14 protein-coding genes are annotated in these 21,941 nt (G+C 73.1%); 3 read left to right on the plus strand and 11 right to left on the minus strand.

The genetic code is table 11. From position 1 onward, the window contains the following. The 9 genes from EWH70_RS23220 to EWH70_RS23260 all read right to left on the minus strand — a co-directional run. Nucleotides 1-3,090 (minus strand): beta-ketoacyl synthase N-terminal-like domain-containing protein (locus EWH70_RS23220; RefSeq protein ID WP_240687164.1); only part of this gene is annotated, 3,090 nt, incomplete at its 3' end. After that, entirely contained in the window at nucleotides 3,087-4,211 is a 1,125-nt protein-coding gene (locus EWH70_RS23225; RefSeq protein ID WP_130477624.1) for a nucleotide disphospho-sugar-binding domain-containing protein, read from the minus strand. The genes EWH70_RS23225 and EWH70_RS23220, both read right to left, overlap by 4 nt. Then, entirely contained in the window at nucleotides 4,211-9,208 is a 4,998-nt protein-coding gene (locus tag EWH70_RS23230; RefSeq protein WP_240687165.1) for a type I polyketide synthase, read from the minus strand. Before EWH70_RS23230 ends, EWH70_RS23225 begins: the two co-directional genes overlap by 1 nt. Next, nucleotides 9,205-10,266, minus strand: coding sequence for a ketoacyl-ACP synthase III family protein (locus tag EWH70_RS23235; RefSeq protein ID WP_130477625.1), 1,062 nt, complete (start codon nucleotides 10,264-10,266; stop codon nucleotides 9,205-9,207). Before EWH70_RS23235 ends, EWH70_RS23230 begins: the two co-directional genes overlap by 4 nt. 176 nt (nucleotides 10,267-10,442) lie before the next feature. Further along, nucleotides 10,443-11,651, minus strand: a complete 1,209-nt coding sequence (locus tag EWH70_RS23240; protein WP_130477626.1) for a nucleotide disphospho-sugar-binding domain-containing protein — start codon at nucleotides 11,649-11,651, stop codon at nucleotides 10,443-10,445. Next, nucleotides 11,648-12,862 (minus strand): cytochrome P450, encoded by a 1,215-nt coding sequence (locus EWH70_RS23245; protein WP_130477627.1) that lies wholly within the window; start codon nucleotides 12,860-12,862, stop codon nucleotides 11,648-11,650. Before EWH70_RS23245 ends, EWH70_RS23240 begins: the two co-directional genes overlap by 4 nt. After that, complete coding sequence (locus EWH70_RS23250; protein WP_130477628.1) at nucleotides 12,859-13,986, minus strand: glycosyltransferase; 1,128 nt, start codon at nucleotides 13,984-13,986, stop codon at nucleotides 12,859-12,861. The genes EWH70_RS23245 and EWH70_RS23250 overlap by 4 nt, the downstream gene beginning before the upstream one ends. A 24-nt stretch (nucleotides 13,987-14,010) precedes the next feature. After that, on the minus strand, nucleotides 14,011-14,904 hold the full coding sequence (locus EWH70_RS23255; RefSeq protein WP_165436377.1) for an SDR family oxidoreductase: 894 nt from the start codon (nucleotides 14,902-14,904) through the stop codon (nucleotides 14,011-14,013). Continuing rightward, entirely contained in the window at nucleotides 14,901-15,740 is an 840-nt protein-coding gene (locus tag EWH70_RS23260; protein WP_240687166.1) for a ParB/RepB/Spo0J family partition protein, read from the minus strand. Before EWH70_RS23260 ends, EWH70_RS23255 begins: the two co-directional genes overlap by 4 nt. 175 nt (nucleotides 15,741-15,915) lie before the next feature. Between EWH70_RS23260 and rfbH the strand changes: the two genes are divergently transcribed. Further along, complete coding sequence (gene rfbH / locus EWH70_RS23265) at nucleotides 15,916-17,220, plus strand: lipopolysaccharide biosynthesis protein RfbH (protein WP_130477629.1); 1,305 nt, start codon at nucleotides 15,916-15,918, stop codon at nucleotides 17,218-17,220. A 36-nt stretch (nucleotides 17,221-17,256) separates the two neighbouring features. Here rfbH and EWH70_RS23270 read toward each other — a convergent pair whose 3' ends face one another. After that, a complete protein-coding gene (locus EWH70_RS23270; RefSeq protein WP_240687167.1) occupies nucleotides 17,257-18,804 on the minus strand; it encodes a glycosyltransferase family 39 protein in 1,548 nt (515 codons plus the stop codon). Between the two features lie 220 nt (nucleotides 18,805-19,024). Here EWH70_RS23270 and EWH70_RS23275 point away from each other — a divergent pair, with 220 nt between their 5' ends. Then, nucleotides 19,025-20,095 carry a hypothetical protein gene (locus EWH70_RS23275; protein WP_130477630.1) on the plus strand — a complete coding sequence of 357 codons (1,071 nt, stop codon included), beginning with the start codon at nucleotides 19,025-19,027 and terminating at the stop codon, nucleotides 20,093-20,095. Between the two features lie 39 nt (nucleotides 20,096-20,134). Beyond that, complete coding sequence (locus tag EWH70_RS23280; RefSeq protein ID WP_240687168.1) at nucleotides 20,135-20,974, plus strand: serine hydrolase; 840 nt, start codon at nucleotides 20,135-20,137, stop codon at nucleotides 20,972-20,974. Here the strand turns inward: EWH70_RS23280 and EWH70_RS23285 are convergent. Continuing rightward, a complete protein-coding gene (locus EWH70_RS23285; RefSeq protein ID WP_130477631.1) occupies nucleotides 20,962-21,846 on the minus strand; it encodes a bile acid:sodium symporter family protein in 885 nt (294 codons plus the stop codon). The genes EWH70_RS23280 and EWH70_RS23285 overlap by 13 nt on opposite strands. Between the last annotated feature and the right edge of the window lie 95 nt (nucleotides 21,847-21,941).

Genomic DNA, 21,941 nt, shown 5'->3' on the forward strand with positions numbered 1-21,941 from the left:
ATGCGCATTCGTCCCCGAAATACCGAACGACGACACACCCGCCCGACGCGGACCCTCCGGCCACGACACCGGCTCCGCCAGCAACTCCACCGCACCAGCCGACCAGTCGACATGCGGGCTCGGCGCGTCGACGTGGAGTGTCCTGGGCAGGAGTGCGTGCCGCATGGCGTACACGGCCTTGATCACCCCGGCGACACCGGCGGCGGCCTGGGTGTGCCCCAGGTTCGACTTCAGCGATCCCAGCCACAGCGGCCGGTCCCGGTCCTGGCCGTAGGTCGCCAGCACCGCGTGCGCCTCGATCGGGTCACCCAGCCGCGTCCCCGTCCCGTGGGCTTCCACCATGTCCACATCGGACGGCGACAGCCCCGCATCGGCCAGCGCCGCCCGGATCACCCGCTGCTGGGACAGGCCGTTCGGGGCGGTCAGGCCGTTGGACGCACCATCGGAATTCACCGCACTGCCCCGCACCACCGCCAGCACCCGGTGCCCGTTCCGCCGCGCGTCCGACAACCGCTCCAGCACCAGCATCCCGGCACCCTCGGACCAGCTCGTCCCGTCGGCCGCGGCGGCGAACGCCTTGCAGCGGCCGTCGGCCGCGAGGCCGCCCTGCCGCTCGAACTCGGTGAACATGCCCGGGGTCGCCATCACCGACACGCCACCGGCCAGCGCCAGCGTGCACTCCCCCTGCCGCAACGCCCGCACCGCCAGATGAATCGCCACCAGCGACGACGAACACGCCGTATCCACCGTCAACGCCGGACCCGTCAACCCCAGCGTGTACGCGATCCGCCCGGACAACACACTCGGCGTGCCGCCGGTCAGCACATGGCCGCGGACCTCGTCGCCGGCGTCGGCGAGCCGCTGGCCGTACTGGTGGTCGGTCGCGCCGACGAACACCCCGGTGCGGGTCCCACGCAGCGAGTGCGGGTCGATCCCGGCCCGTTCGACGGCCTCCCACGAGGTCTCCAGCAGCAGCCGCTGCTGCGGGTCCATCGCCAGCGCCTCCCGAGGGCCGACACCGAAGAACGCGGCGTCGAACAGTGCCGCACCGGGCAGGAACCCGCCGACGACCGGTGTGTCCCAGCCCCGGTCGGCGGGCGGGCCGGACACCGCGTCCACGCCTTCGGCGACCAGTCGCCACAACGCCTCCGGGGTGTCGGCCCCGCCCGGGTACCGGCACCCTGCCGCGACAATCGCGATGGGCTCGGAGTCGGCCACCACGCGCGGCTCCGGCTCGGCCGGGTCACCGGCCAGTTCGGCGTGGACGAACCGCGCCAGCCGCCGCGGCGTGGGGTGGTCGAACACCGACGTCGACGGCAGCCGCAGGCCGGTGAACACGGTGTCGAGCGCGGCACACAGTTCGACACCGGCCATGGAGTCGATGCCGAGGTCGGTGAACGTCGCGTCGGCGTCGGCCGGTGCACCGGTCAGCTCGGCCACGGCGGACCGGACGGCCGCCAGCACGTCGGCCTCGGGCACCGCCACCGGAGTGTCCACAGTGGCCTGTTCGGGCCAGAAGCGGCGGCGCTGGAAGGCATAGGTGGGCAGCGGCACCCGGCGGGCGCCGAGTGCGGCCCAGTCCGGCGGCGCGACCGGGGCGGACGGCCGGAGGTCGGCGAGCCCGGCGAGCAGTTCCTCCCGGCCGGCCGCCACCACGGTGGCCTCGTGCTCGAACCGGGTGCGGGTGGTGGCCAGCGAGAAGGCGACGTCGGCCACCCGCAGCTCCGGGTGCTCCAGCAGGTACGCCCGCAGCCGCGCGGCCTGCGCCCGCAGCGCCCCGGGCGTCCGCCCGGAGACCACACACGGCACCGGAACGTCAGGACGGTGGCCCTCCGGTGTCTCGGCCGGGGACTGCGCCAGGACCACGTGACAGTTCGTCCCGCCCATGCCGAACGAGCTGACCCCGGCGATCCGCGGCCCGGGCCACGGGCTGGTCTCGGTGACCACCCGCAGCCCGTCCAGCACGACCCCCGGCCGCTCGAAGTTGAGGCTGGCCGGGATCTGCCCGTGTGCCACCGACAGCACCGTCTTGAGCAGGCCGGCGATCCCGGCCGCGCCCTCCAGGTGCCCGATGTTGGTCTTGACCGAACCGACCGGCAGCGGGTCCGGCCTGCCCAGTACCGCGCCCAGCGCGGCGGCCTCCACCGGGTCGCCGACCCGGGTGCCGGTGCCGTGCAGCTCCACGTAACCCACGTCGGCCGGGGCGACGCCCGCGTCCGCGCATGCGGCACGGACGACCTCCCGCTGCGCCGTCTCGTCCGGCGTGGTCAGCCCGGTCGTGGCACCGTCGTTGTTGACCGCGCTGCCGCGGATGACGCAGTACACCCGGTCGCCGTCGGCGACGGCCGCGGACAGCGGCTTGAGCACCACGAACCCGCCGCCCTCACCGCGGGCGTAGCCGTTGGCGCGGGCGTCGAAGGTGTAGCACTCGCCGTCCGGCGACAGGCCGCCGAACGCGCGGGCCGCGACCGTGCCCTCGGCCAGCAGGTTCAGGTGCACCCCGCCGGCGAGCGCGACGGCGGACTCGCCGCGGCGCAGGCTCTGCACCGCCAGGTGCACCGCGACCAGTGCCGACGACTGCGCGGAGTCGACCACCACGCTCGGCCCGCGCAGGCCGAACGCGTGCGAGATCCGGTTGGCGATCAGGCCGCGGGTCACGCCGGTCAGCGTGTGCGCGGTGGTGGCGGCCATCCCGCGGCGGGCCAGCAGGGTCGCGTAGTCGTCGCCGATCGCCCCGGCGAACACCCCGGTGGCGGTCCCGGCCAGTGCCGCCGGGACGACGCCCGCGTCCTCCAGCGCCTCCCACGCCAGCTCCAGCGCGAACCGCTGCCGGGGGTCCAGTTCGACGGCCTCGCGGTCACCGATACCGAAGAACTCCGCGTCGAAGTCGGCCACGCCGTCGACGAACCCGCCGCGGCGCACCCCGGCCCGTTCCCAGGCGTCCCGGTCGTCGCCGGAGACCTCCCAGCGCCCGGCGGGGACCTCGGTGATCGCGCTGCGGCCGTCCCGCAGCAGCGCCCAGAACCGCTCCGGACCCGCCGCTCCCGGCAGCCGGCAGGACAGTCCGACCACCGCGACCTCACCGGTCACAGCAGCCGCTCCACGATCCCGGCCACCTCCACCGGCGACGGCTGGGCCTCGATCCCGGCCCGCACCTGGGCCGCCCGCTGCCGGTAGGCCGGTTCGGCCACCAGCTTGGCGCAGGTGTCGGCGACGTCGCCCGGGTCGGTCGTGCCGGTGGTCAGCGCGACGCCCACGCCGAGCCGCGCGACGTCGCCGGCGTAGCCGAACTCGTCGGTGAACAGCGACATCGCCACCTGCGGGACACCGAGCGCCAGCGCGGTCATCGTGGAACCCGACCCGCCGTGGTGCACCAGCGCGTCACAGGTCGGCAGGATCTTGCCCAGCGGCAGCCAGCCGATCAGCCGGACGTCGTCGGGCAGCTCGGGCAGGTCCGGCCGGACCCGGTGGCCCACGGCGAGCAGCACCTCGAAGCCGTCGCCGATCAGCCGCCGTGCCGTCTCGGCGAGCCGGCCCGCCGCACGCGGGCTGTTGCCCGCGGTGTTGCCCGAGGTCAGGCACACCCGCGGCCTGCCGGACGGCCGCAGTGTCCACAGTGGAAGCGAGCCGGTGCCGTTGAACGGGATGAACCGCATGCGCTGGACGTCCGGGGTGGCTCCGTACAGCTCGGCGGGCCGGGCCTGGATGGTCAGTGCCGGGTGGTCGACGTCGGCCGCGGCCAGCTCGTCGGCCAGTTCCTCGCGGGAGGCGGGCGGGATCTCCGCGGGGATCGGCATCCCCCACTCGTGCAGCACCACGGGGATGTCGCGCCGGGCGGCGGCGATGCGGGCACCGAACTCGACGACGTCGGTCACGACGAGGTCGGGCCGCCAGGTGTCCAGCAGCCGTCCGGTCGGTTCCAGCAGCAGCCTGCTGGCCCGGCCGAACCCCCGGCCCTCCCTGGTGAGCTTGCCGGACATGGTCGACGGTTCGGGAAGTTTCTCACCGCGCGGGCCGAAGCCGGCCAGCGAGGCGACGTCCAGCTCGTCGAGCACCGGCACGTGGGACAGGCCCGCGCCGGTGATCCGGGGTGCCAGGTCGGCGGGCGCGGACACCAGCACGTCGTGGCCCCTGGCCTGCAGCACACTGGCCAGCGGCACCATCGGCGCGAAGTGCGACCAGTGCGGCAGGAAGCTGAACAGTACGCGCATCAACGCTCCAGCAGGGGTAGGAGATGGTCGGCGATGGCCGAGACCGTCGGCGACTGCCACAGCAGGGTGGGCGGCAGGGTGGTGTCGAAGCGCTTGTCCAGCCGGCGGCGGACCATGATCGTCAGGATCGAGTCCAGTCCCTGCTCGGCCAGCGACCGCTCCGGGTCGAGGTCGGCCGGGGAGAGCTTCATCTCCCTGGCGATCTGCGCCCGGACCTCCTCGACGAGACCGGCCCGGTCCAGCACGGCGGGTTCCGCTGCCGCCGGCTCACTGTCCGTTTCGGACAGTTCGGACAGCACCGGCGTGGTGGTGTCCAGGCCCGAGGGGCGCAGCACGGTGTAGGCGCCGCTGCCGCGGGCGGCGGCGTGGTCCCACGCGGCGATGACGTCGTCCTCGGTGACCCCGGGCACCAGGCCCAGGACGAGGGTGAGCCCGTCCCCGGCGGCCCGGTGCGCGACGATCGCGTCGACGAACGCCGCCGCCGACCCGTCACCGGCCCGTTCGCTCACCCCGGCGACCTGTTCACCGGAGCTGACCAGCACCAGGAAGTCCAGGTCCGCCGTGCCGAACCGCTCGTGGACCAGCCACGGGCCCAGCGCACGGGTCCGCAGCGCCACCCGCAGGTCGGTGTCGTCGACCTCGGCCAGGCCCGGTTCCTCCGCCGCCGCCGTCACGCACACCACGCCGCGGATCGGCGGCAGGCCGTACCGGTCGGTGTCGCTGAGCAGCGCCGCCTGCGACGGGTCGGTGATGTCGAGGTTGACCACCCGCACGGCGATCCCCGCCGCCTCCAGGCCACGCACGTTGTCGATCTGGGCCAGCATGTGTTCGTCCGTTGTGGACTCCCACTTCGACCGGGCGGGGAACCGCTCGGCCGTGGTGAACAGGATCCGCCGCGCACCGGCCTCGGCCAGCCGCCGCGCCACCCGCAGCCCGAGCGACGTCGGCCCGCCGGTGACCAGGTAGGTGCCGTCCGGCCGGCACCGCGGCGCCTCACTGGCGGGTTCGCGGTCGGCCCGGCGCAGCCTGCCCACCAGCGCCCGGCCGCCGCGCAGCGCCACCACCGGCTCCCCCGGCGCGGCCCGCACCACCGACCGGACCGCCTCGGCTGGCGTGTCCGGTTCGACGTCGACGATGCCGCCCCACAGGCCGGGATGCGACGTCGCGGCGACCCGGCCCAGGCCGGCGATCGCGGCGGCGGCCGGTGCCACCGGCTGCTCGCCGTCGGCGCCGGTGACCACGCCGTTGGTCGTGACGCACCACAGGCGGACGGTGTCGTGGCCGGCGTAGCGGCGCACCGTCCGGGCCAGCAGGCCGGTGTAGGCGGCGGCCGACTCCGGTGCGGCCGGGGCCAGCACCAGCACGACGTCGGCCGGGCCGGTCAGCGTCGCCGGGTCGAACGCGCTCGCGGCGGTGACCGGCCGGTCACCGGCCAGCCGCTGGGCCAGCTCCACGTCCTCGCCGACCACGACCAGCTCGCGGTCCTCGCCCGGGGTCAGCTCGACCGGACGCCACACCAGCTCGTGCACGAGCCTGCGCGGGTCGGCGTCCAGTGCCTGGTCGCCGATCACCGCGTAGACGAGGCCGGTGACGGTGGCGGCGACGTCGCCGGACGGCCCGGTGACCGTCACGTCGACGGCGTCCGGCCGCCCGGCGCACACGGTGATGTCGACGGTCGCGGACTTCGGCGGCTCGCCGGTCACGGCGATCCGGTCGGCCGCGACGACCATGCGCAGTACCGGGTCACCGGGGTAGGTCACCGGCGCGAGCGTGAGCACGGCGTCGAGCAGCGGTGCCCAGGACGGGCGGCCGCCCGGGTCGAAGGTGACCTGGCCGCGCAGCGCGCCCTCGCCGCGGCCCAGTTCCGCGACGGTCCAGTCGAACCCGGTGGACGGCACGCCCACCGCGCTCAGCCGGTCCCCGACCAGCGTGGGCGGCACGGCCGGAAGGCCCGCCGGTGCCGCGCCGGCGCGGTCGAGCACGGCAGGGCCGGGCCCGTCCACCACGGCGTCGGCGTGGGTGATCCACTGGCCGTCCGGGGCGCGGGAGGCCAGCCGGACCGCGTCGCCGTCGGCGACCACCTGCACCTCCCGTGGCTCGGCGGTCATCAGCGGGCGGCGCAGCGCCACGTCCCGCAGCACCGGTGCCGGGCCGTCGGGTGCGGCGGCGTCGAAGAACGAGGTGAGGAACACGGCGGCGGGCACGATCTCGACGCCGTTGATCGTGTGGCTGCCCGGGTAGGGCCTGCTGCTGTCGTCGAGCGTGGTCTGCCACAGCCGCAGCCCGCTGCCCGCGACCGGGGTGACGGCGCCGAGCAGCGTGTGGCTCGCCGGGTCGTGCGGCCGGGGGCCGCCGCCGGACTCGGGCGTCCACCACAGGCGGCGGTGCCGCCACGGGTTGACCGGCAGGTCGGCGGGTCCGGTGGCCGGGAACAGGCGGGACCAGTCGACGGGGACACCGGCGCAGTGCGCCTCGCCGAGCGCGGCGAGCATGGTCTCGTGTTCGGGCCGGTCGCGGCGCAGCGTCGAGCCGACGAACGCGTCGATCCCGTGGTGTGCCAGCGTTTCGCCGATCGAGTGGGTCACCACCGGGTGAGCGGAGATCTCCAGGAACGCGCGGTAGCCGTCCTGTGCCGCGGCCAGCACGGCCGGTGCCAGCCGCACCGGGTTGCGCAGGTTGGCCGCCCAGTAGGCGCCGTCGAACTTCACCTCGGCCCGCGGGTCGTCCAGTGCCGTGGTGTAGACCGGCAGGACCGGGGCGGCGGCCGGCAGGTCCGCGACGGCGGCCAGCTCGGCGGTGAGCGGGTCCATCTGCGGGCTGTGGAACGCCACGTCGGAGGCGACGCGGCGCACCGTGATCCCCTCGGCCTGCCACCCGGCCACCACCTCGCCGACCGCGGCGGGATCGCCGGAGACCACAGTGGACACCGGGGAGGACACGATGGCCGCCTCGACGCCCTCGGTGCCGGCCAGCCGCCGCGTGACCTCGTCGAAGGGCAGGCCGACCATGGCCATCGCCCCGTTGCCGGCCACGCGCTCCAGCAGCCGGGAGCGCCGGCAGATCAGCCGGGCACCGGACTCCAGGTCGAGCGCGCCCGCCGTCACCGCCGCGGCGATCTCCCCCACCGAGTGGCCGATCACCGCGTCCGGGACGACCCCGTGTGCCTTCCACAGCGCGGCCAGCCCCACCTGGACGGCGAAGATCATGGTCTGGACCCTGGCGACGTCGGCACCGTCGCCGAGGTCACCGCCGAGCAGGACCTCCCTCGGGGTGAAGCCGATCTCCTCGGCGAACACCGGCGCCAGCTCGTCGATCACCGACGCGAACACCGGATTCGACCCGATCAGCTCGCGGCCCATGCCCGCCCACTGCGAGCCGTGGCCGGAGAACACCCACACCAGTCCCGCGCCCGCCGGTGCCGCGGTGGCGGTGGCGACGGTGTCCGCGGGCTCGTCGGCCGCGACCGCGTACAGGCCCGCGGCCAGCCCAGCCAGGTCCGCGGCGACCACGGCCGCCCGGTGCGGCAGGTGCGACCGGCGGCAGGCGAGCGTGTGACCGACCGACGCCGGGGTCAGGGCCGCGTCCGGCTCGCCGAGCCGGTCGGCCAGGCGGCCGGCGTGCAGGCGCAGCGCCTCCTCCGAGGCGGCCGACAGCGGGAACACGCGTGGCCTGCCGGTGCCGCCCACCGTGGCGGGCGCCCGGTCGGGTGCCTGCTCGAGCACGACGTGGGCGATGGTGCCGCCGTAGCCGAAACCGGAGACGCACGCGCGGCGCGGGCCGCCGGTGTCCGGCCAGGGCAGTTCCTCGGCGGCGATCCGCAAACCGTTGTCCTGCCACGGAATCGCCGGGTTCGGCCCGGTGGCCAGCGGGCTGGCGGGGATCCGCGCGTGCCCGAGCGCGAGCACCGCCTTGACGACGCTGGCGATGCCGGCGGCACCCTCCAGATGCCCGATGTTGGCCTTGACCGAGCCGACCGGGCAGGCGCTGTCCCGCCCCGCCCCGTAGACGGCGCTCAGCGCCGCCGCCTCCAGCGGGTCGCCGAGCAGCGTGCCGGTGCCGTGTGCCTCGACGAAACCGACCGTGTGCGGCTCGATCCCGGCCGCCCGGCAGGCACGGACCATCACGTGTTCCTGCGCGGCCCCGTTGGGCGCCATGATGCCCGGGGTGTGGCCGTCCTGACTGACCGCGCTGCCGCGGACCACCGCCAGCACCCGGTCACCGTCGCGCTCGGCGTCGGCCAGCAGTTTGAGCACCACCACACCGCAGCCCTCGCCTCGGCCGTAACCGTCGGCCGTGGCGTCGAACGCCTTCGACCGGCCGTCGGCGGCCAGCGCGCCCGCCAGGTCGAGGGTGACCGTCTCCCCCGGTGAGACCAGGATGTTCACCCCGCCGGCCAGCGCCAGCGTGCTCTCGCCCAGGCGCAGGCTCTGGCAGGCCAGGTGCAGCGCGACCAGCGACGCCGAGCAGGCGGTGTCCACTGCCAGGCTCGGCCCGCGCAGGTCCAGCGCGTGCGACACCCGGTTGGCCACCGCGCAGCGGGCGGCGCCGATCCCGCTCCAGGCGTCCATGTTGGCGATGTCCTCGAGCAGGTGCCTGCGGTAGTCGTCGGTGCACGAGCCGACGAACACCCCGGTCTCGCTGCCTGCCAGCGACCGGGGCGGGATGCCGGCGTGCTCCAGCGCCTCCCAGGCGACCTCCAGCAGGATGCGCTGCTGCGGGTCCATCAGTTCGGCCTCGCGGGGCGAGATGCCGAAGAAGTCGGCGTCGAAACCGGCGATGTCGCCGAGGAAACTGCCGCGCCGCACGGTCGCGGCCAGCGCGGCGGCCTGCCGCGGGCCGGCGTCGGCATAGGACTGCCACCGCTGCGCGGGGACGTCGGTGGTGGTGTCGCGGCCCTCCCGCAACAGATCCCAGAACCGCTGCGGGGTGTCGGCGTCGCCGGGGAACCGGCAGCCGATCCCGACGATGGCGACCGGGGCGACCGGGTCGGCGTTCACGCTGTGGTCCCTCTCTTCGGCGTTGCCCAGGACGGAATCCCGGTGATCTGCACGACCGCGCAGGACACGACGACCCCCGGTCCGGAGGCCAGCATCAGCACGTGGTCGCCCGGTTCGAGCTGCCCGGTGGTGAGCAGGTGATTCAGTGCCAGCAGCTGGTCGCTGGCACCGCAGTGCCCGACGGTGCGGCCGAAGTCCCAGGTGGACTTCGACATCGGCAGGCCGAGCGGCACCATGCAGCGCTGCTCGACGATCTCCCGCGAGGTGGTCATGAACGCGACGCGGGTGACGTCGGCCAGGCCGATCGACGCCTCGTCGAGCGCGTGACGCACCACCGAGGGGAACAGGTCCTGCAGCTTGGCCATGGCCGCCGTGCCGTCGCTGATCGCGGCCCTGCGGTGCTGTTCGCCGCGCTGGGCGAAGCTGACCGTGCCGCCGGTGGTGATGCTGGGCGGGAACAGCGGGGTGTCGCCGCGGTGCAGTGCCTCGGCCTCGGGCACGGTGGCCGAGTACACCGACAGCAGCCGGGCGAACCCCTCCTCGCCGGTGGTGAGCACCAGCGCCGTGGCCGCGTCACCGGCGATGTAGCCGGGCCCCAGCCGCCAGCGGTCCATCCGCGGCGTGCCGTAGTTGTCCGCGGCCACCACGAGGGCGCCGCCGCGTGCGGGGTCGGCCAGCAGGTAGCTCGACGCCAGCTCCAGCGCGCTGAAGATCCCGTTGCAGCCCTGGCGGATCTCGGTGGCCAGCAGGTCGCCGCCGGTGAGGTGGCGCTGCAGGTAGGAATGCGGCAGCCAGCCCTCCGGGCCCTGGTGCCACGTGGTGGCGTACAGCAGCAGGTCCACTTCGGACGGTGAACGGCCGCTGCGGCCGAACGCCTCCTTGGCGGCGGACAGCGCCATCTCGAAGGCGGGCACGTCGCCGGCCACCGCCGCCCCGCCGAGCTGGTGCAGCTCGGCCTCCACCGCGGGATAGAGCCCCCGCCGCACCGCGTCCTCGACCGTCTCCGCCGGTGGCAGGTAGACGCCGAGGCCGCTCAGCCGCACCCCGGATGTACGCACAAACCGCTCCCCAGTTTCTCCGGAACCCCCGACGTCAGTCTGGGTGACCCGTCCTTACCTGACAAGGAAATCCGCGATCCGCCAATGCGGATTCCGTATACCTGAAGTACCCCAATGTGGCATTGGGGTACTTGAACTCCCCCAATGCCACATTGGGGGAGTTTTCTCACCCACCGTCACACCAGCGCCGTCAGCGTGCCCACCACGTCGGCAGGCGCCGGCTGCGCCAGCATGCCCGCCCGCAGCGCCCGCGCGCCCGCCCGCACCTCGCCCTCGGCCAGCACGCCGGCGACCTCGTCGCGGATCCGCGCCGGAACCGCGTCCTCGATGCCGACGGTCACGCCCGCGCCGGTCTGCTGCACGCGGGCGGCGTTGAACCGGTAGTGGCCCATGGACACCACCATCACCTGCGGCACAGCGGAGACGCCCGCCGTCAGCAGGGTTCCGGTGCCGCCGTGGTGCACGACGGCGTCGCAGGTGGGCAGCAGCAGGTTCAGCGGCAGGCCCTCGACCAGCCGCACGTCCGGGCCCACCTCGCCGATCAGCTCCCGCTCGGCCTTGCCGATGGCCACCACCACCTCGACGTCCAGTTCGGACAGTCCGGCGAGGACCTCGGGGATGACGAACTCCTCCGGCCCGGTCTTCTCGGTCGCCGTACTCCCCCAGGTCACACACACCCGGGGCCGTTCGCGGGGCTGTTCCAGCCAGTCCGGCACCGTGCCCGAGCCGTTGAACGGCACGTACCGCATCCCGATCCGGTTCGGAATCCCGGGCCGCTGCAGCGCGGCCGAGCAGTTGTCCACGGTGGCCACCGTGTGGTCGCGGGCCGGCCGCACGCCGTAGCGGTCGTAGAGCGCGACCAGCTCGGCGGGCCAGCGTTCGACGGGCGAGTCGCAGCCGGGCAGGCCCATCTCGTGCAGCAGCGCCGGTCCCCACAGGTGTCCCACCAGCGGCGCGTCCACGGCGTGCGCGGCCAGCGGCGCGGCGAGCACCATGTGGTCGGCGATCACCAGGTCGGGCCGCCACCGCCGGGCGGCCTCGACCAGGTCACCGGCCATCGCGACCGCCGTGCCGACGAACGGTTCCAGCCGCATCCGGAACACCTCGTCCTGCTCGGCAGCCGACAGCTCGGCTGCCCCGTCCACCGACACCACCCGGTGGTGCTGCCGGTCCCGCAGCCGCTTGGACAACGCGGCGAACTCGGCGTCGAAGTCGTGCTCGGGCGCGATCGGGACGTGGGTCATGCCGGTGCCGAGGATGGCCCGGTCGGCCGGCGGCTGGGCGGCGACGCGCACGTCGTGCCCGGCGGCGCGGAACGCCCACGCCAGCGGCACCATGTGCAGGTAGTGCGCGGGCAGTCCCCAGGAGGCGAACAGGACCCTCATGCCGACCACCGCACCGGCAGCGCGTGCAGGCCGTAGATGGTGTGGTTCACCTTGAACTCCAGCTCGCCGACCGGCAGCGCCAGGCTCAGCGACGGGATCCGGCGGAACAGGGTCTCCAGCACCACCCTCAGCTCCAGCTTCGCCAGGTGCTGGCCGATGCACTTGTGTGGCCCGAACCCGAACGCCACGTGCCGTTCGGCCCTGCGGCCGATGTCGAAGCGGTGCGGGTCGGCGAACACGGTCTCGTCGCGGTTGGCGGACAGCCCGACGGCGACGATGCCGTCGCCCGGCTCGATGACGGCCCCGCCCAGTTCGATCCGCTCGGTGGCCACCCGCGACGCGATCGAGTCGACGACGGTGAAGTAGCGCAGCAGTTCGTCGACCGCGCCCGGCCACAGCGCCGGGTCGGCCTTCAGCCGGTCCAGCTGCGCCGGGTCGGACAGCAGCGCCACGACGCTGAGCGAGATCAGGTTCGCCGTCGTCTCGTGCCCGCCGAACAGGAACCCGAACGCCAGGCTGATCAGGTGCTCGACGTCGACCTCGCCGTCGGCGCGCTGCCGCTCGATCTGGCGGCTGATCAGATCGTCGGACGGCGTGTGCTGCTTGGTCTCGATCAGCCGGGCGAGGTAGTCGCGCAGTTCCCCGATGGCCGCGGCCCGGGACGGGCCGTCCAGGGTCCGGTCGACCAGCCGCGCCGAGCGCACCTGGAAGAACTCGTTGTCGGCGTAGGGAACGCCGAGCAGGTCGCAGATCACCAGCGACGGCACCGCCAGCGACACGTGCGACACCAGGTCGGCGGGCGAGCCTGCGGCCAGCAGCGCGTCGACGGCGCCGTCGACCAGTGCCCGCACGGTCGGCTCGGCGGCGTCGGCACGGGCCGAGGTGAACTCGGCGGCCAGCGCCCGCCGGACCCGGCCGTGTTCGGGCTGGTCCATGCCGTTGAGCAGCGGCTTGAACTTGGCGAACCCGCCCTGCCCCGGCATGGTCTTGGGGAAGTTGGGGTGCCGCCGGTCGGAGCTGACCCGGGGGTCGGTGAGGATGGCGCGGACGTCGGCGTGCCGGGTGACCAGCCACGCCGTGCCGCCGCCGCCCATGTCCACTTTGCACACCGGCCGCTGCTCGCGCAGCCACCCGTACACCTCGGGCTCGTCGAACGGCGACAGCCGTGACACCGGGTAGGTCAGGGCCTCGCTCGTGGTGCCCGCGGTCATGCCAGCCGCTCGATCATCGCGGCCACCTCGGCGGGCGAGGGCTGGCGCAGCATCTCGTCGCGGACCTCGGCCGAGCGCTGGGCGAATTCCGGTGCGGCCAGGACCTTCGCCGCGGCCCCGGCCACGTCGTCCGGGCCGATGGCGCCGGGCGCCAGCCCGATGCCGACACCGAGCTGGTTGACGCAGTCGGCGTTGATGAACTGGTCCGAGGCGATCGGCATGACGACCTGCGGCACCCCCAGCGCCATCGCCGACAGCGACGAGCCGGACCCGCCGTGGTGCAGCAGCAGGTCGCAGGTCGGCAGCGCCTTGCTCAGCGGCAGCTCGCCGACGTGCAGGACCCGCTCCGGCAGCTCGGGCAGGTCGGCCTTGACGACCTCGCCGACGGCCAGCAGCACCTCGTAGCCCTCCTGCGCCAGCCTGGTCGCCAGGTTCGCCGCCGGGCCCGCCGCCCTCGGGTTGTTGCCGATGATGCCGCCGAAGGTCAGGCACACCCTCGGCGGTTCGCCGCGCCGCAGCAGCTCCAGCGGAACGGTCGCGGCGCCGTTGACCGGGACGAACCGCATGCGCTGGCGGTTCGGGGCCTTCTCCGGCGACAGCACGGCGGGACAGGTCTCGACGGTCATCAGCGGTGACTCGGCGTCGATGCGGGCCAGTTCGTCCTTCAGCTCGGCCCGCAGGGTCAGCGTGGTCTCGTCGGGAATCGGCATGCCCCACTCGTGCATGACCGTCGGGATCCCGCGCCGTGCCGAGCTGATCCGGGCGGCGAACTCCGTCGGGTCGCCGATCACCAGGTCCGGGCGCCAGGTGTCGAAGACCTGCTCCATCGCCTCCAGCGTCGCCAGGCTCGCCCTGGCGAACCCGCGGGCGTTGCGGATCAGCTTGTCGGACAGGTTCGGCGGATCCGGGACCGGGTTGCCGTGCTTGTCGACCCCGATCATCTCGCCGAGGTTCATGTTCTCCACCGTGGGCACGTGGTTCAGCCCGGTGCCGGTCACCATCGCGGCGACGTTGGCCGGTGCCGCCACCATCACGTCGTGGCCCTTCGCCTGCAGGATCCAGGCGACCGGCAGCATCGGCGCCAGATGGGACCAGGTGGGCAGCGGGCTGAGCAGGACACGCATGGAAACTCCCGGAGGGTGCAGGTCTCACGCGACGGCGAGCAGCTTGCCCATCGTCTCGACCGACAGTGGCTGTGGCAGGTTGGCGGGCAGCAGCGCGGTCAGCGCCGAGGCGTCCATCGCGACGTTGCGTGGCCGCTGCCGCCCACCGGGCAGGTCCATCCGCGAGATCTCCTTCAGCCGCGGCGGCTGTCCCAGTGCGACGGCGATTCTGCTCAGAATGTCGTGTGGACTCAACACTTCCGGGCCTGCGGCATGGAACAGCCCGTGTGCCCGGCGCACGCCGAGCTCGACGGCGACGGCCGCGGCGTCCACGAAGGACAGCGGCGTGCGGAACTCGTCGACGCAGGCCGGCAGCGTCTGCCCGGCCCTGATCGCCTCGACCATGCGGGTCCAGGTGGTCGGTCGCGGGCAGACCGGAAGTCCCACCATCAACGGGAACCGCACCACCGCGGCGGCACCGGAGGCCAGCGCCGTCCGCTCACCGGCGGTCTTGTACCGGCCGTACAGCGTGGTCGGGGTCGGCGGGTCCGACGGTGCGTACCGCCCGTCCCGGCGGCCGTCCCAGACGAAGTCCGTCGACGGGTAGAGCAGCCACGCCCCGGTGGCGGCGGCGAACGCGGCGAGCCGCTGGGTCACCGCCACGTGCACCGTCCAGGTGTCCACCTGGTCGCGGTCGGCCTTCGTCGGCGAGGCGATCCCGGCCAGGTGCAGGATGTGCGTCGGCGCGTAGCGGGTCAGGATCCGGTCGAGCTTCTCCGGATGTCCCAGTTCGGTCCGCAGCACCTCGCCGTGGTCACCGGCACACGAGGTGCGGTTGAGGCCCAGCGTCTCCGCTCCCCGGCTGCGCAGCAGCGCGCAGGCGTGCGCGCCGAACTGCCCGCAGGCTCCGGTGACGAGCCAGCGCTGCGTCCCGCTCACGCGTGTCCCTCCAGCCGCCGGTCCAGCCTGCTGGCCAGCCGCTGCCAGCTGTCCGCGTTGTGCCGGGCGAGCGCGACGACCGCGGACAGGCAGTGCTGCGGTACCGTCTCGGCCAGCTCGGCGGGCTCGTTGACGGTGCGCGGCCCGGCGTTGAGCCAGCGCAGCAGCGTGCGGCCGGACTCGGTGTGCCGCAGCGAGGGGTCGGTCCGCAGCCGCCGCACCAGCGCGTCCCAGTCCACGCCCTGTGCCCGTACCACGGGTTCGGCGGGCTCGCGGGCCGGTTCGGCCGCGGCGGCGGTGGGCAGCCGCCGCACGCGCCCGTCCCGGCCGACCCGGGTGGCCGACTGGGGATTTTCCCCAGTTGACTTCCGGCGGACCGCGCCGACCGTCTTGTGGGCCAGCCCGGTGACCTCGGCGATCATCCGGTCCGACCACTGTGGATGCGAGCCGACGATGCGCGCCGCCGCGGCCTTGCGGTCGGCCAGCGACAGTGGCAGCCCGTGTGCGACGTTGGCCCGCACCGACTGGACGAACGCGTCGGCCTCGCTGCCGTCGAAGAACCGCACCCGGATCGTCCGGGCGCCGGTCAGCCGCGCCGCCTCCAGCCGGTGCGCGCCGTCGATCACCCGCATCGTCGCCCGGTGCACCAGGATCGGGTCCAGTTCACCCGCCCGCTCGGCCAGCACCCGCGCGTGTGCCGGGTCGACGCCGCGGCTGCGCGGCGAGTCCGCGCGCGCCACGTTCTCGATCGGCACGTCGGCGATTCCGTCCTCACCGCCGGTGATCACGTACAGGCGATGATCGGACGGATACTCGGCTCTGCGCTGGCTTTCCACTGGCCCCTCCCGGATCCGGCGGTGAACACCCCGGCGAAATCCACGATAGGTCGAGCCGGGCCCGCCGTGGAACGGCCGGCGATTGCGTATGCGTGCCAACGCTCTTACCGACACACCGGCGCGGCGTTAGTGTTCACGGCGGCAGAATCCCTTGTCCGGCCCGAAAGGCGTGAGTATGGACGGCAGCAGGGCCGAGATCCTGGAGCTGGTGCGCAAGTACCACCGGGTGACCGCACGCGACGAGTTCGTCCCCGGGGTGACCCCGGTGCTGTCCTCCGGCGCCGCGCTGGACGAGGACGACCGGGTGGCGCTGGTCGAGGCGGCACTCGACCTGCGGATCGCCGCCGGGGTCAGCTCGCGGCGGTTCGAGCGGGAGTTCGCCGCCGCGCTGGGCCTGCGCAAGGCACACCTGACCAACTCGGGATCGTCGGCCAACCTGCTGGCGCTGTCGGCACTGACCTCCCCCGCGCTGGAGGACCGGCGGCTGCGGCCGGGCGACGAGGTCGTCACCGTCGCCGCGGGCTTTCCCACCACGGTCAACCCGATCCTGCAGAACGGGCTGGTGCCGGTGTTCGTCGACGTCGAACTGGGCACCTACAACGCGACCCCGGAGCGGATCGCCGAGGCCATCGGCCCGCGCACCCGGGCGATCATGATCGCGCACGCGCTGGGAAACCCGTTCGCCGCCGAGGAAATCGCCGCGCTGGCCGAGCAGCACGAGCTGTTCCTGGTCGAGGACAACTGCGACGCGGTCGGGTCCACCTACCGCGGCAGGCTGACCGGGACGTTCGGCGACCTGTGCACCGTGAGCTTCTACCCGGCCCACCACATCACCACCGGCGAGGGCGGCTGCGTGCTCACCGCGAACCTCGCGCTGGCGCGGATCGTCGAGCAGCTACGGGACTGGGGACGGGACTGCTGGTGCGAGCCGGGCGAGGACAACACCTGCTTCAAGCGGTTCGACTACCAGCTCGGGACGCTGCCGCACGGCTACGACCACAAGTACATCTTCTCCCACGTCGGCTACAACCTGAAGTCGACCGACCTGCAGGCGGCGCTGGGCCTGAGCCAGCTGTCCAAACTGGAGGAGTTCGGCGCCGCCCGGCGGCGCAACTGGCGGCGGATGCGGGAGGCGCTGGACGGCGTGCCCGGGCTGCTGCTGCCCGAACCCACCCCGGGCGCCGACCCGAGCTGGTTCGGTTTCGTGCTCACCGTCCTGCCGGACGCGCACTTCAGCAGGGCGGGCCTGGTCTCCTTCCTGGAGTCGCGCCGGATCGGCACCCGCCGGTTCTTCGGCGGCAACCTCACCCGGCACCCGGCCTACCTGGACCGCGAGTTCCGGGTGTCCGGCGACCTGGCCAACTCCGACCTGATCACCGAGAACACCTTCTGGGTCGGGGTGTACCCGGGCCTGTCCACACCGATGATCGACTACGTGGCCGACTCGATCCGGGAGTACGTCGCCGCGGCGGGACGCTGAGTCGCGTGTCCCGCCGGCGGGACCGGTTTCAGAGGATCACGACGACAGCACCGCCATGGTGCGCAGCCCTGGCCACATCCGCGACCACGGTTCCCTCGGCCCGGCGACCAGCAGGAGCGACGCCCTGCCCAGCTCGGTACCCGCGGCCGGCCCGACCTCACCCAGTGGGATCACCTCGGCGAACAGCTCCCTGGCCGTCTCGGGTGCCCAGCCGACCAGGAGCGTGAGCTGTGTGTCGTCGGACGGCGACCCTAGGTAACCGAATCCCCGCGACGGGCTGTACACCGGGTTCGGCAGGTCCCGCCGGGGACCGAGCACCCGCAGCGCCCCGGCTTCCCAGTAGTACCGCGTGACGACCGGGGTGGCCGCCCGCTCCGGCGGCGGGAGTTCGCGCAGGGCCCGCGCCACCGAGTCCGCGAAGGCCGGCCACACGTACTCCTCCCCCGCGGTGTCCTGCATGGCCAGGTCGTCCCGCTGCCCGGCGGCGAACAGTGTGGTGGCGGCCAGCGGAAGCTGGGTGAACGTCAGCACGGCCGACAACGCGATGACCGGCCACGTGGGTACCCAGCGCCACCAGCGCGCTGGGGGCCGCAGCTGCAACTGGACGGCGGCGGCCGCGAAGGTCACCGGGAGGATCCCGAGGACATAGGTGTACCGGCCGCCCGCGATCAGGATGAGCGCGATGACGCCGAGCACCGTCCACCCGAGAAAGCGGTAGTCCCGCAGGTCCGGTGAGGACAACAGCTTCCACAGGCCGAAGCAGAAGAACACGGTGCCCGCCACGAGCCCGGTGACCAGCAGCAGGTGCGGCAGGAACAGCAGCCGTCCGCCGGACAGGATCTCCTGCTCGGCGGCGACGGCCTCGCTCATCGCCAGCTGGGGCCATCCGTTGGCCGCCTGCCACAGCAGTCCGGGTGCGGTGGTGAACAGCGCGAACGCGGCCCCAGCCCACAGCAGGGGCCTGCGCAGCAGATCCCGTGGACCGGCGATCAGGACGCCGATCCCCAGCGCCACCCACAACACGGGGATGAGGAACTTCATCTGCAGCGCGACCGCCGTGGCCACCCCGGCCCACAGCAGCGGCAGGTCGGCGGCCGTCCCGGACGCGCCGTCCCGGCGCAGCCGGACCCAGCGCACCACCAGCCAGGACACGACCGTCCACAGCAGAATGCTGAACGAGTCGGTCTGCAGGGCGCCGCCGTACCAGAGGAAGGCGAGGCCGAACACGGCGGCGGTCATGGCCTGCGCCCGCCGGTGCCCGCCCATCTCCCGGGCCAGCAGCGCGGCCACGATGACACCGGCCAGCACCGCCAGCAGCGAAGGCAACCGCAGTGCGTACACCGATCCCGGGAACCAGGTGTCCATCAGCCAGGCGACGAGCGGCACGAACGGTGGCTGATCGGCGTAGCCCCATTCCAGTTGTGCACCCGCGGCGATGAAGTACAACTCGTCCGGGTCATGACCATGACCACCCAGTGTGATCAACAGTGGTGCCGCGACAGCGGCGACCACCAGGAGCACGGGCCCCCACGCCAGGGGTGCCAGCGCACTCGCACGCGTCCCCATCTCCTTGATTTCGACCATGTTCGAGATGTACCACCGGCAAGAGCGGCATGAACGCGGCCGCCGCGATGTCCATCCCAAGGACGCGGCCGGGCTCACAGCGAGTAGCCGAAAGATCGACTGAGGACGTCCGGTTGCGACGATCGTCGGAGAAGGCAGCGACTTTGGCAGCGGCAGCCGGTACCGACGACCGAGGCGGGGCGTGGTTTCCGGCTCTAGCGTCGTGGGTATGCATCGTGCTATGACGCAGCAGCTGACCGTCCCCCCTTCCCGAGGACAGGATCCGCACGAACCGGGCCGGCCCGGGCGTAGCTGGCGCGACCGGCTGATCTGGTGGGCCCCCGTCGTGGGTCTGCTGTTCCTGGCCCCGTTCTGCGCCGAGTTCCTCAGTGGCTACCAGGGGTCGGTGCTCAACCCGATCGGCCTGCTGATCGGCGTCCTGCTGGTGACGCCGCTCTACGGAAGCGCGGCGCTGCTGATCCGCGAATTCACCCGCCGCGCGGGCCGTGGCTGGCCGACGATGCTGTTGCTGGGCGCGGCGTTCGGTCTGGTCCAAGCCGGACTGATCGACCAGGCGCTGTTCAATCACGGCTCGTTCGCCGACGGGCCCTACTGGCAGACACTGCACACGATCATCCCGGGTGTGGAGATCGACGCCAACCAGCTGATGACGTTCGTGGGCGGGCACATGCTCGTGAGCTTCGCGGCGCCGATCGCCGTGGTGGAGGCCCTGGCGCCGACCCGGGCGGCGAAACCGTGGCTGGGCCGCCGCGGGCTGGTGGTGGTCGTGCTGATGTACCTGGCCGCCGCCGGTTACTACCTGGTGGACTTCGTCATCGCGCCCGAGTTCCGGGCCCGCCCTGTGCAGCTGATCGCGACCGGCGTCACCGCGTTGCTGCTCGCGGCGGCGGCGTTCCTCGTCCCCCGGCTGCGTACCCGCTCACGGGGCCGCGCCCCGTGGCCGGTGCTGGTCGCCCTGCTGGCGACGGCGGCCCACACCGTCTTCATGGTGATCCGTGACCCCGGTAGCCCGGGGAAGTGGGCCTGGTCGAGCATCGCCATCGCGGTCGCGGCACTGGCCCTTCTCGGTGCCGTCACGCTGATCTGCTCCACCCGGCCGGGCTGGACCCCCGCGCACACTCTGGCCGCCGCGGGCCCGGCACTGGTCGTCTACGCCGCCCTCGCCTTCGCCGTGGACCCGAACGGCACCTTCAGCACGACGAAGTACCTGGCCAACGTGCTGAACCTGGCCATCGTGCTGGCGCTGCTGGGCTGGGGCTACCTGCGGACCAGCCGGGCCGCCCGGCACTGAGGCTGTCCGTCACGCACGCGCCGGCGGTACGGTGCCCTGGTGCGCGACATCTCCCGGCGGACCGCCCTCGGCGCCGTCTCCACGATGGCCCTCGGCGGCCTGCTCACCAGCCCGGTGGCACAGGCCGCGCCGGCGCCGAAAGCACCGGGCGGGTTCGACCCGCTGCTGCGGCTGCGCATCGCCGCGGCCGAGCTGTACGCCCGTGGCCGTCCCGGCTTCGCCGGGATGGTGGTGCGTGACCGCGAGACCGGGGCCGTCTGGCGCAACGCCCACTCGGCCACGCTGATCTGGGCGTGCTCGACGCCGAAGCTGGCCATGGTCGTCGACCTGCTGCTGCGCGACGACGCGGGCGCGATCCGGCTCACCGACCTGGACCGGGCGCAGATGCACGCCATGCTGCACACCAGCGACAACGACGCCGCGCACGCGCTGTGGAACCGCTACGGCGGCACCGGCTTCGCCACCCGGTTCCCGTCCTACGGCATGACCGACATGCGGTTCAGCGACGAGCACCCGCACCACTGGGGCTGGATCCTCACCACCGCGAACGACCTGGACCGGCTGATGACCTACGTGCTCGAACGGATGCCGCGGCGGCACCGCGAGTACCTGGTGCGCGAGATGCGGTCGGTGGACGTCAACCAGCAGTGGGGTGTGTGGGGTGCCGGGCCGAAGGCGCGGCCCGGGCTCAAGAACGGCTGGTCCGACGACAACGCCGACGGGTCCTGGCTGGTCAACACGGTCGGCTTCGCCGGTCCCGGTGAGCGCTACACGGTGGCGGTCATGAACAACACCCAGGTGGTCGAGGGCGGCTTCGAGACCGGCCGGGAGACCACCACCCGGATCAGCGAGATCCTGTTCCGCGGCTACTTCGGCTGACCCCGCTCGGCCGCCAGCCGCGCCGGTTTACGCGCGAACAGGTAGGCCGCGATCGTCGCCGGCACGAACATCAGGATGCCGTAGATCGCGCCGGGGACGGCCATCACCTCGTCGCCGAGCACGGTGACCGCGATGGCGATGGCCAGGGTGGCGTTGTGGATGCCGATCTCCATCGCCGAGGCGATGGCCTGCCCGCGTTCCACCCGGAAGGCCCTCGGCACGTAGTAGCCGACCAGCAGGCTGAGCACGCACAGCAGCAGCGCGGCCGGGCCGAGCCTGCCGACGTTGTCCAGGAACGTCTGGAACTCCTGCACCAGCGCACCGGCGATGACCAGCACCAGCACGACCACCGACGCGGTCTTCACCGGGCCGCGCATCCGCTCGGCCCACGCCGTCCACCGCCTGCGCACCAGCATGCCGGCCGCGACCGGGATCAGGACGATCGCGAACACCTGCAGCATCTTCACCGCCTGCAGCCCGACCGACCCGCCGTCGTCCAGGAACGCCGCCATCGACAACCCGACCACCACCGGCAGCGTGAACACGGCCAGTACCGAGTTGACCGCGGTCAGTGTGATGTTCAGCGCGACGTCGCCACCGGCGAGGTGGCTGAATAGGTTCGCCGACGTCCCGCCGGGCGAGGCGGCCAGCAGCATCATCCCGACGGCCAGCGTGCCCTGCAGCCCGAACGCGTACACCAGTCCGAAACAGACCAGCGGCAGCACGACGACCTGGCACACCAGCGCGACCAGTGCCGCTCTCGGCTGGCGCACGACCCTGCCGAAGTCGGCGACCGTCAGGGTCAGGCCGAGCCCGAACATCACCAGTGCGAGCGCGACCGGCAGGAACACCGTGAACACCGTCGATCCCATCGGAGCAGTCAACTCGATCACACGCCGATCGGGAGGTTCGCGACCAAACAGATACGGAATCGCAAAACGGACATCACCACGTGGGATGCTGGGGT

Source organism: Amycolatopsis suaedae (assembly GCF_004214935.1).
GTDB classification, from domain to species: Bacteria; Actinomycetota; Actinomycetes; order Mycobacteriales; family Pseudonocardiaceae; genus Amycolatopsis; species Amycolatopsis suaedae.

Bases quoted from the DNA above. Each gene is read 5' to 3' on its own strand.
- EWH70_RS23225 (WP_130477624.1), bottom strand. From the start codon at position 4,211: ATGCGCGTACTGTTCAGCTTCCTGCCGCACTGGTCGCACTTCGCGCCG.
- EWH70_RS23240 (WP_130477626.1), bottom strand. From the start codon at position 11,651: ATGAGGGTCCTGTTCGCCTCCTGGGGACTGCCCGCGCACTACCTGCAC.
- EWH70_RS23245 (WP_130477627.1), bottom strand. From the start codon at position 12,862: ATGACCGCGGGCACCACGAGCGAGGCCCTGACCTACCCGGTGTCACGG.
- EWH70_RS23250 (WP_130477628.1), bottom strand. From the start codon at position 13,986: ATGCGTGTCCTGCTCAGCCCGCTGCCCACCTGGTCCCATCTGGCGCCG.
- rfbH (WP_130477629.1), top strand. From the start codon at position 15,916: ATGGACGGCAGCAGGGCCGAGATCCTGGAGCTGGTGCGCAAGTACCAC.
- EWH70_RS23270 (WP_240687167.1), bottom strand. From the start codon at position 18,804: ATGGTCGAAATCAAGGAGATGGGGACGCGTGCGAGTGCGCTGGCACCC.
- EWH70_RS23275 (WP_130477630.1), top strand. From the start codon at position 19,025: ATGACGCAGCAGCTGACCGTCCCCCCTTCCCGAGGACAGGATCCGCAC.
- EWH70_RS23285 (WP_130477631.1), bottom strand. From the start codon at position 21,846: ATGGGATCGACGGTGTTCACGGTGTTCCTGCCGGTCGCGCTCGCACTG.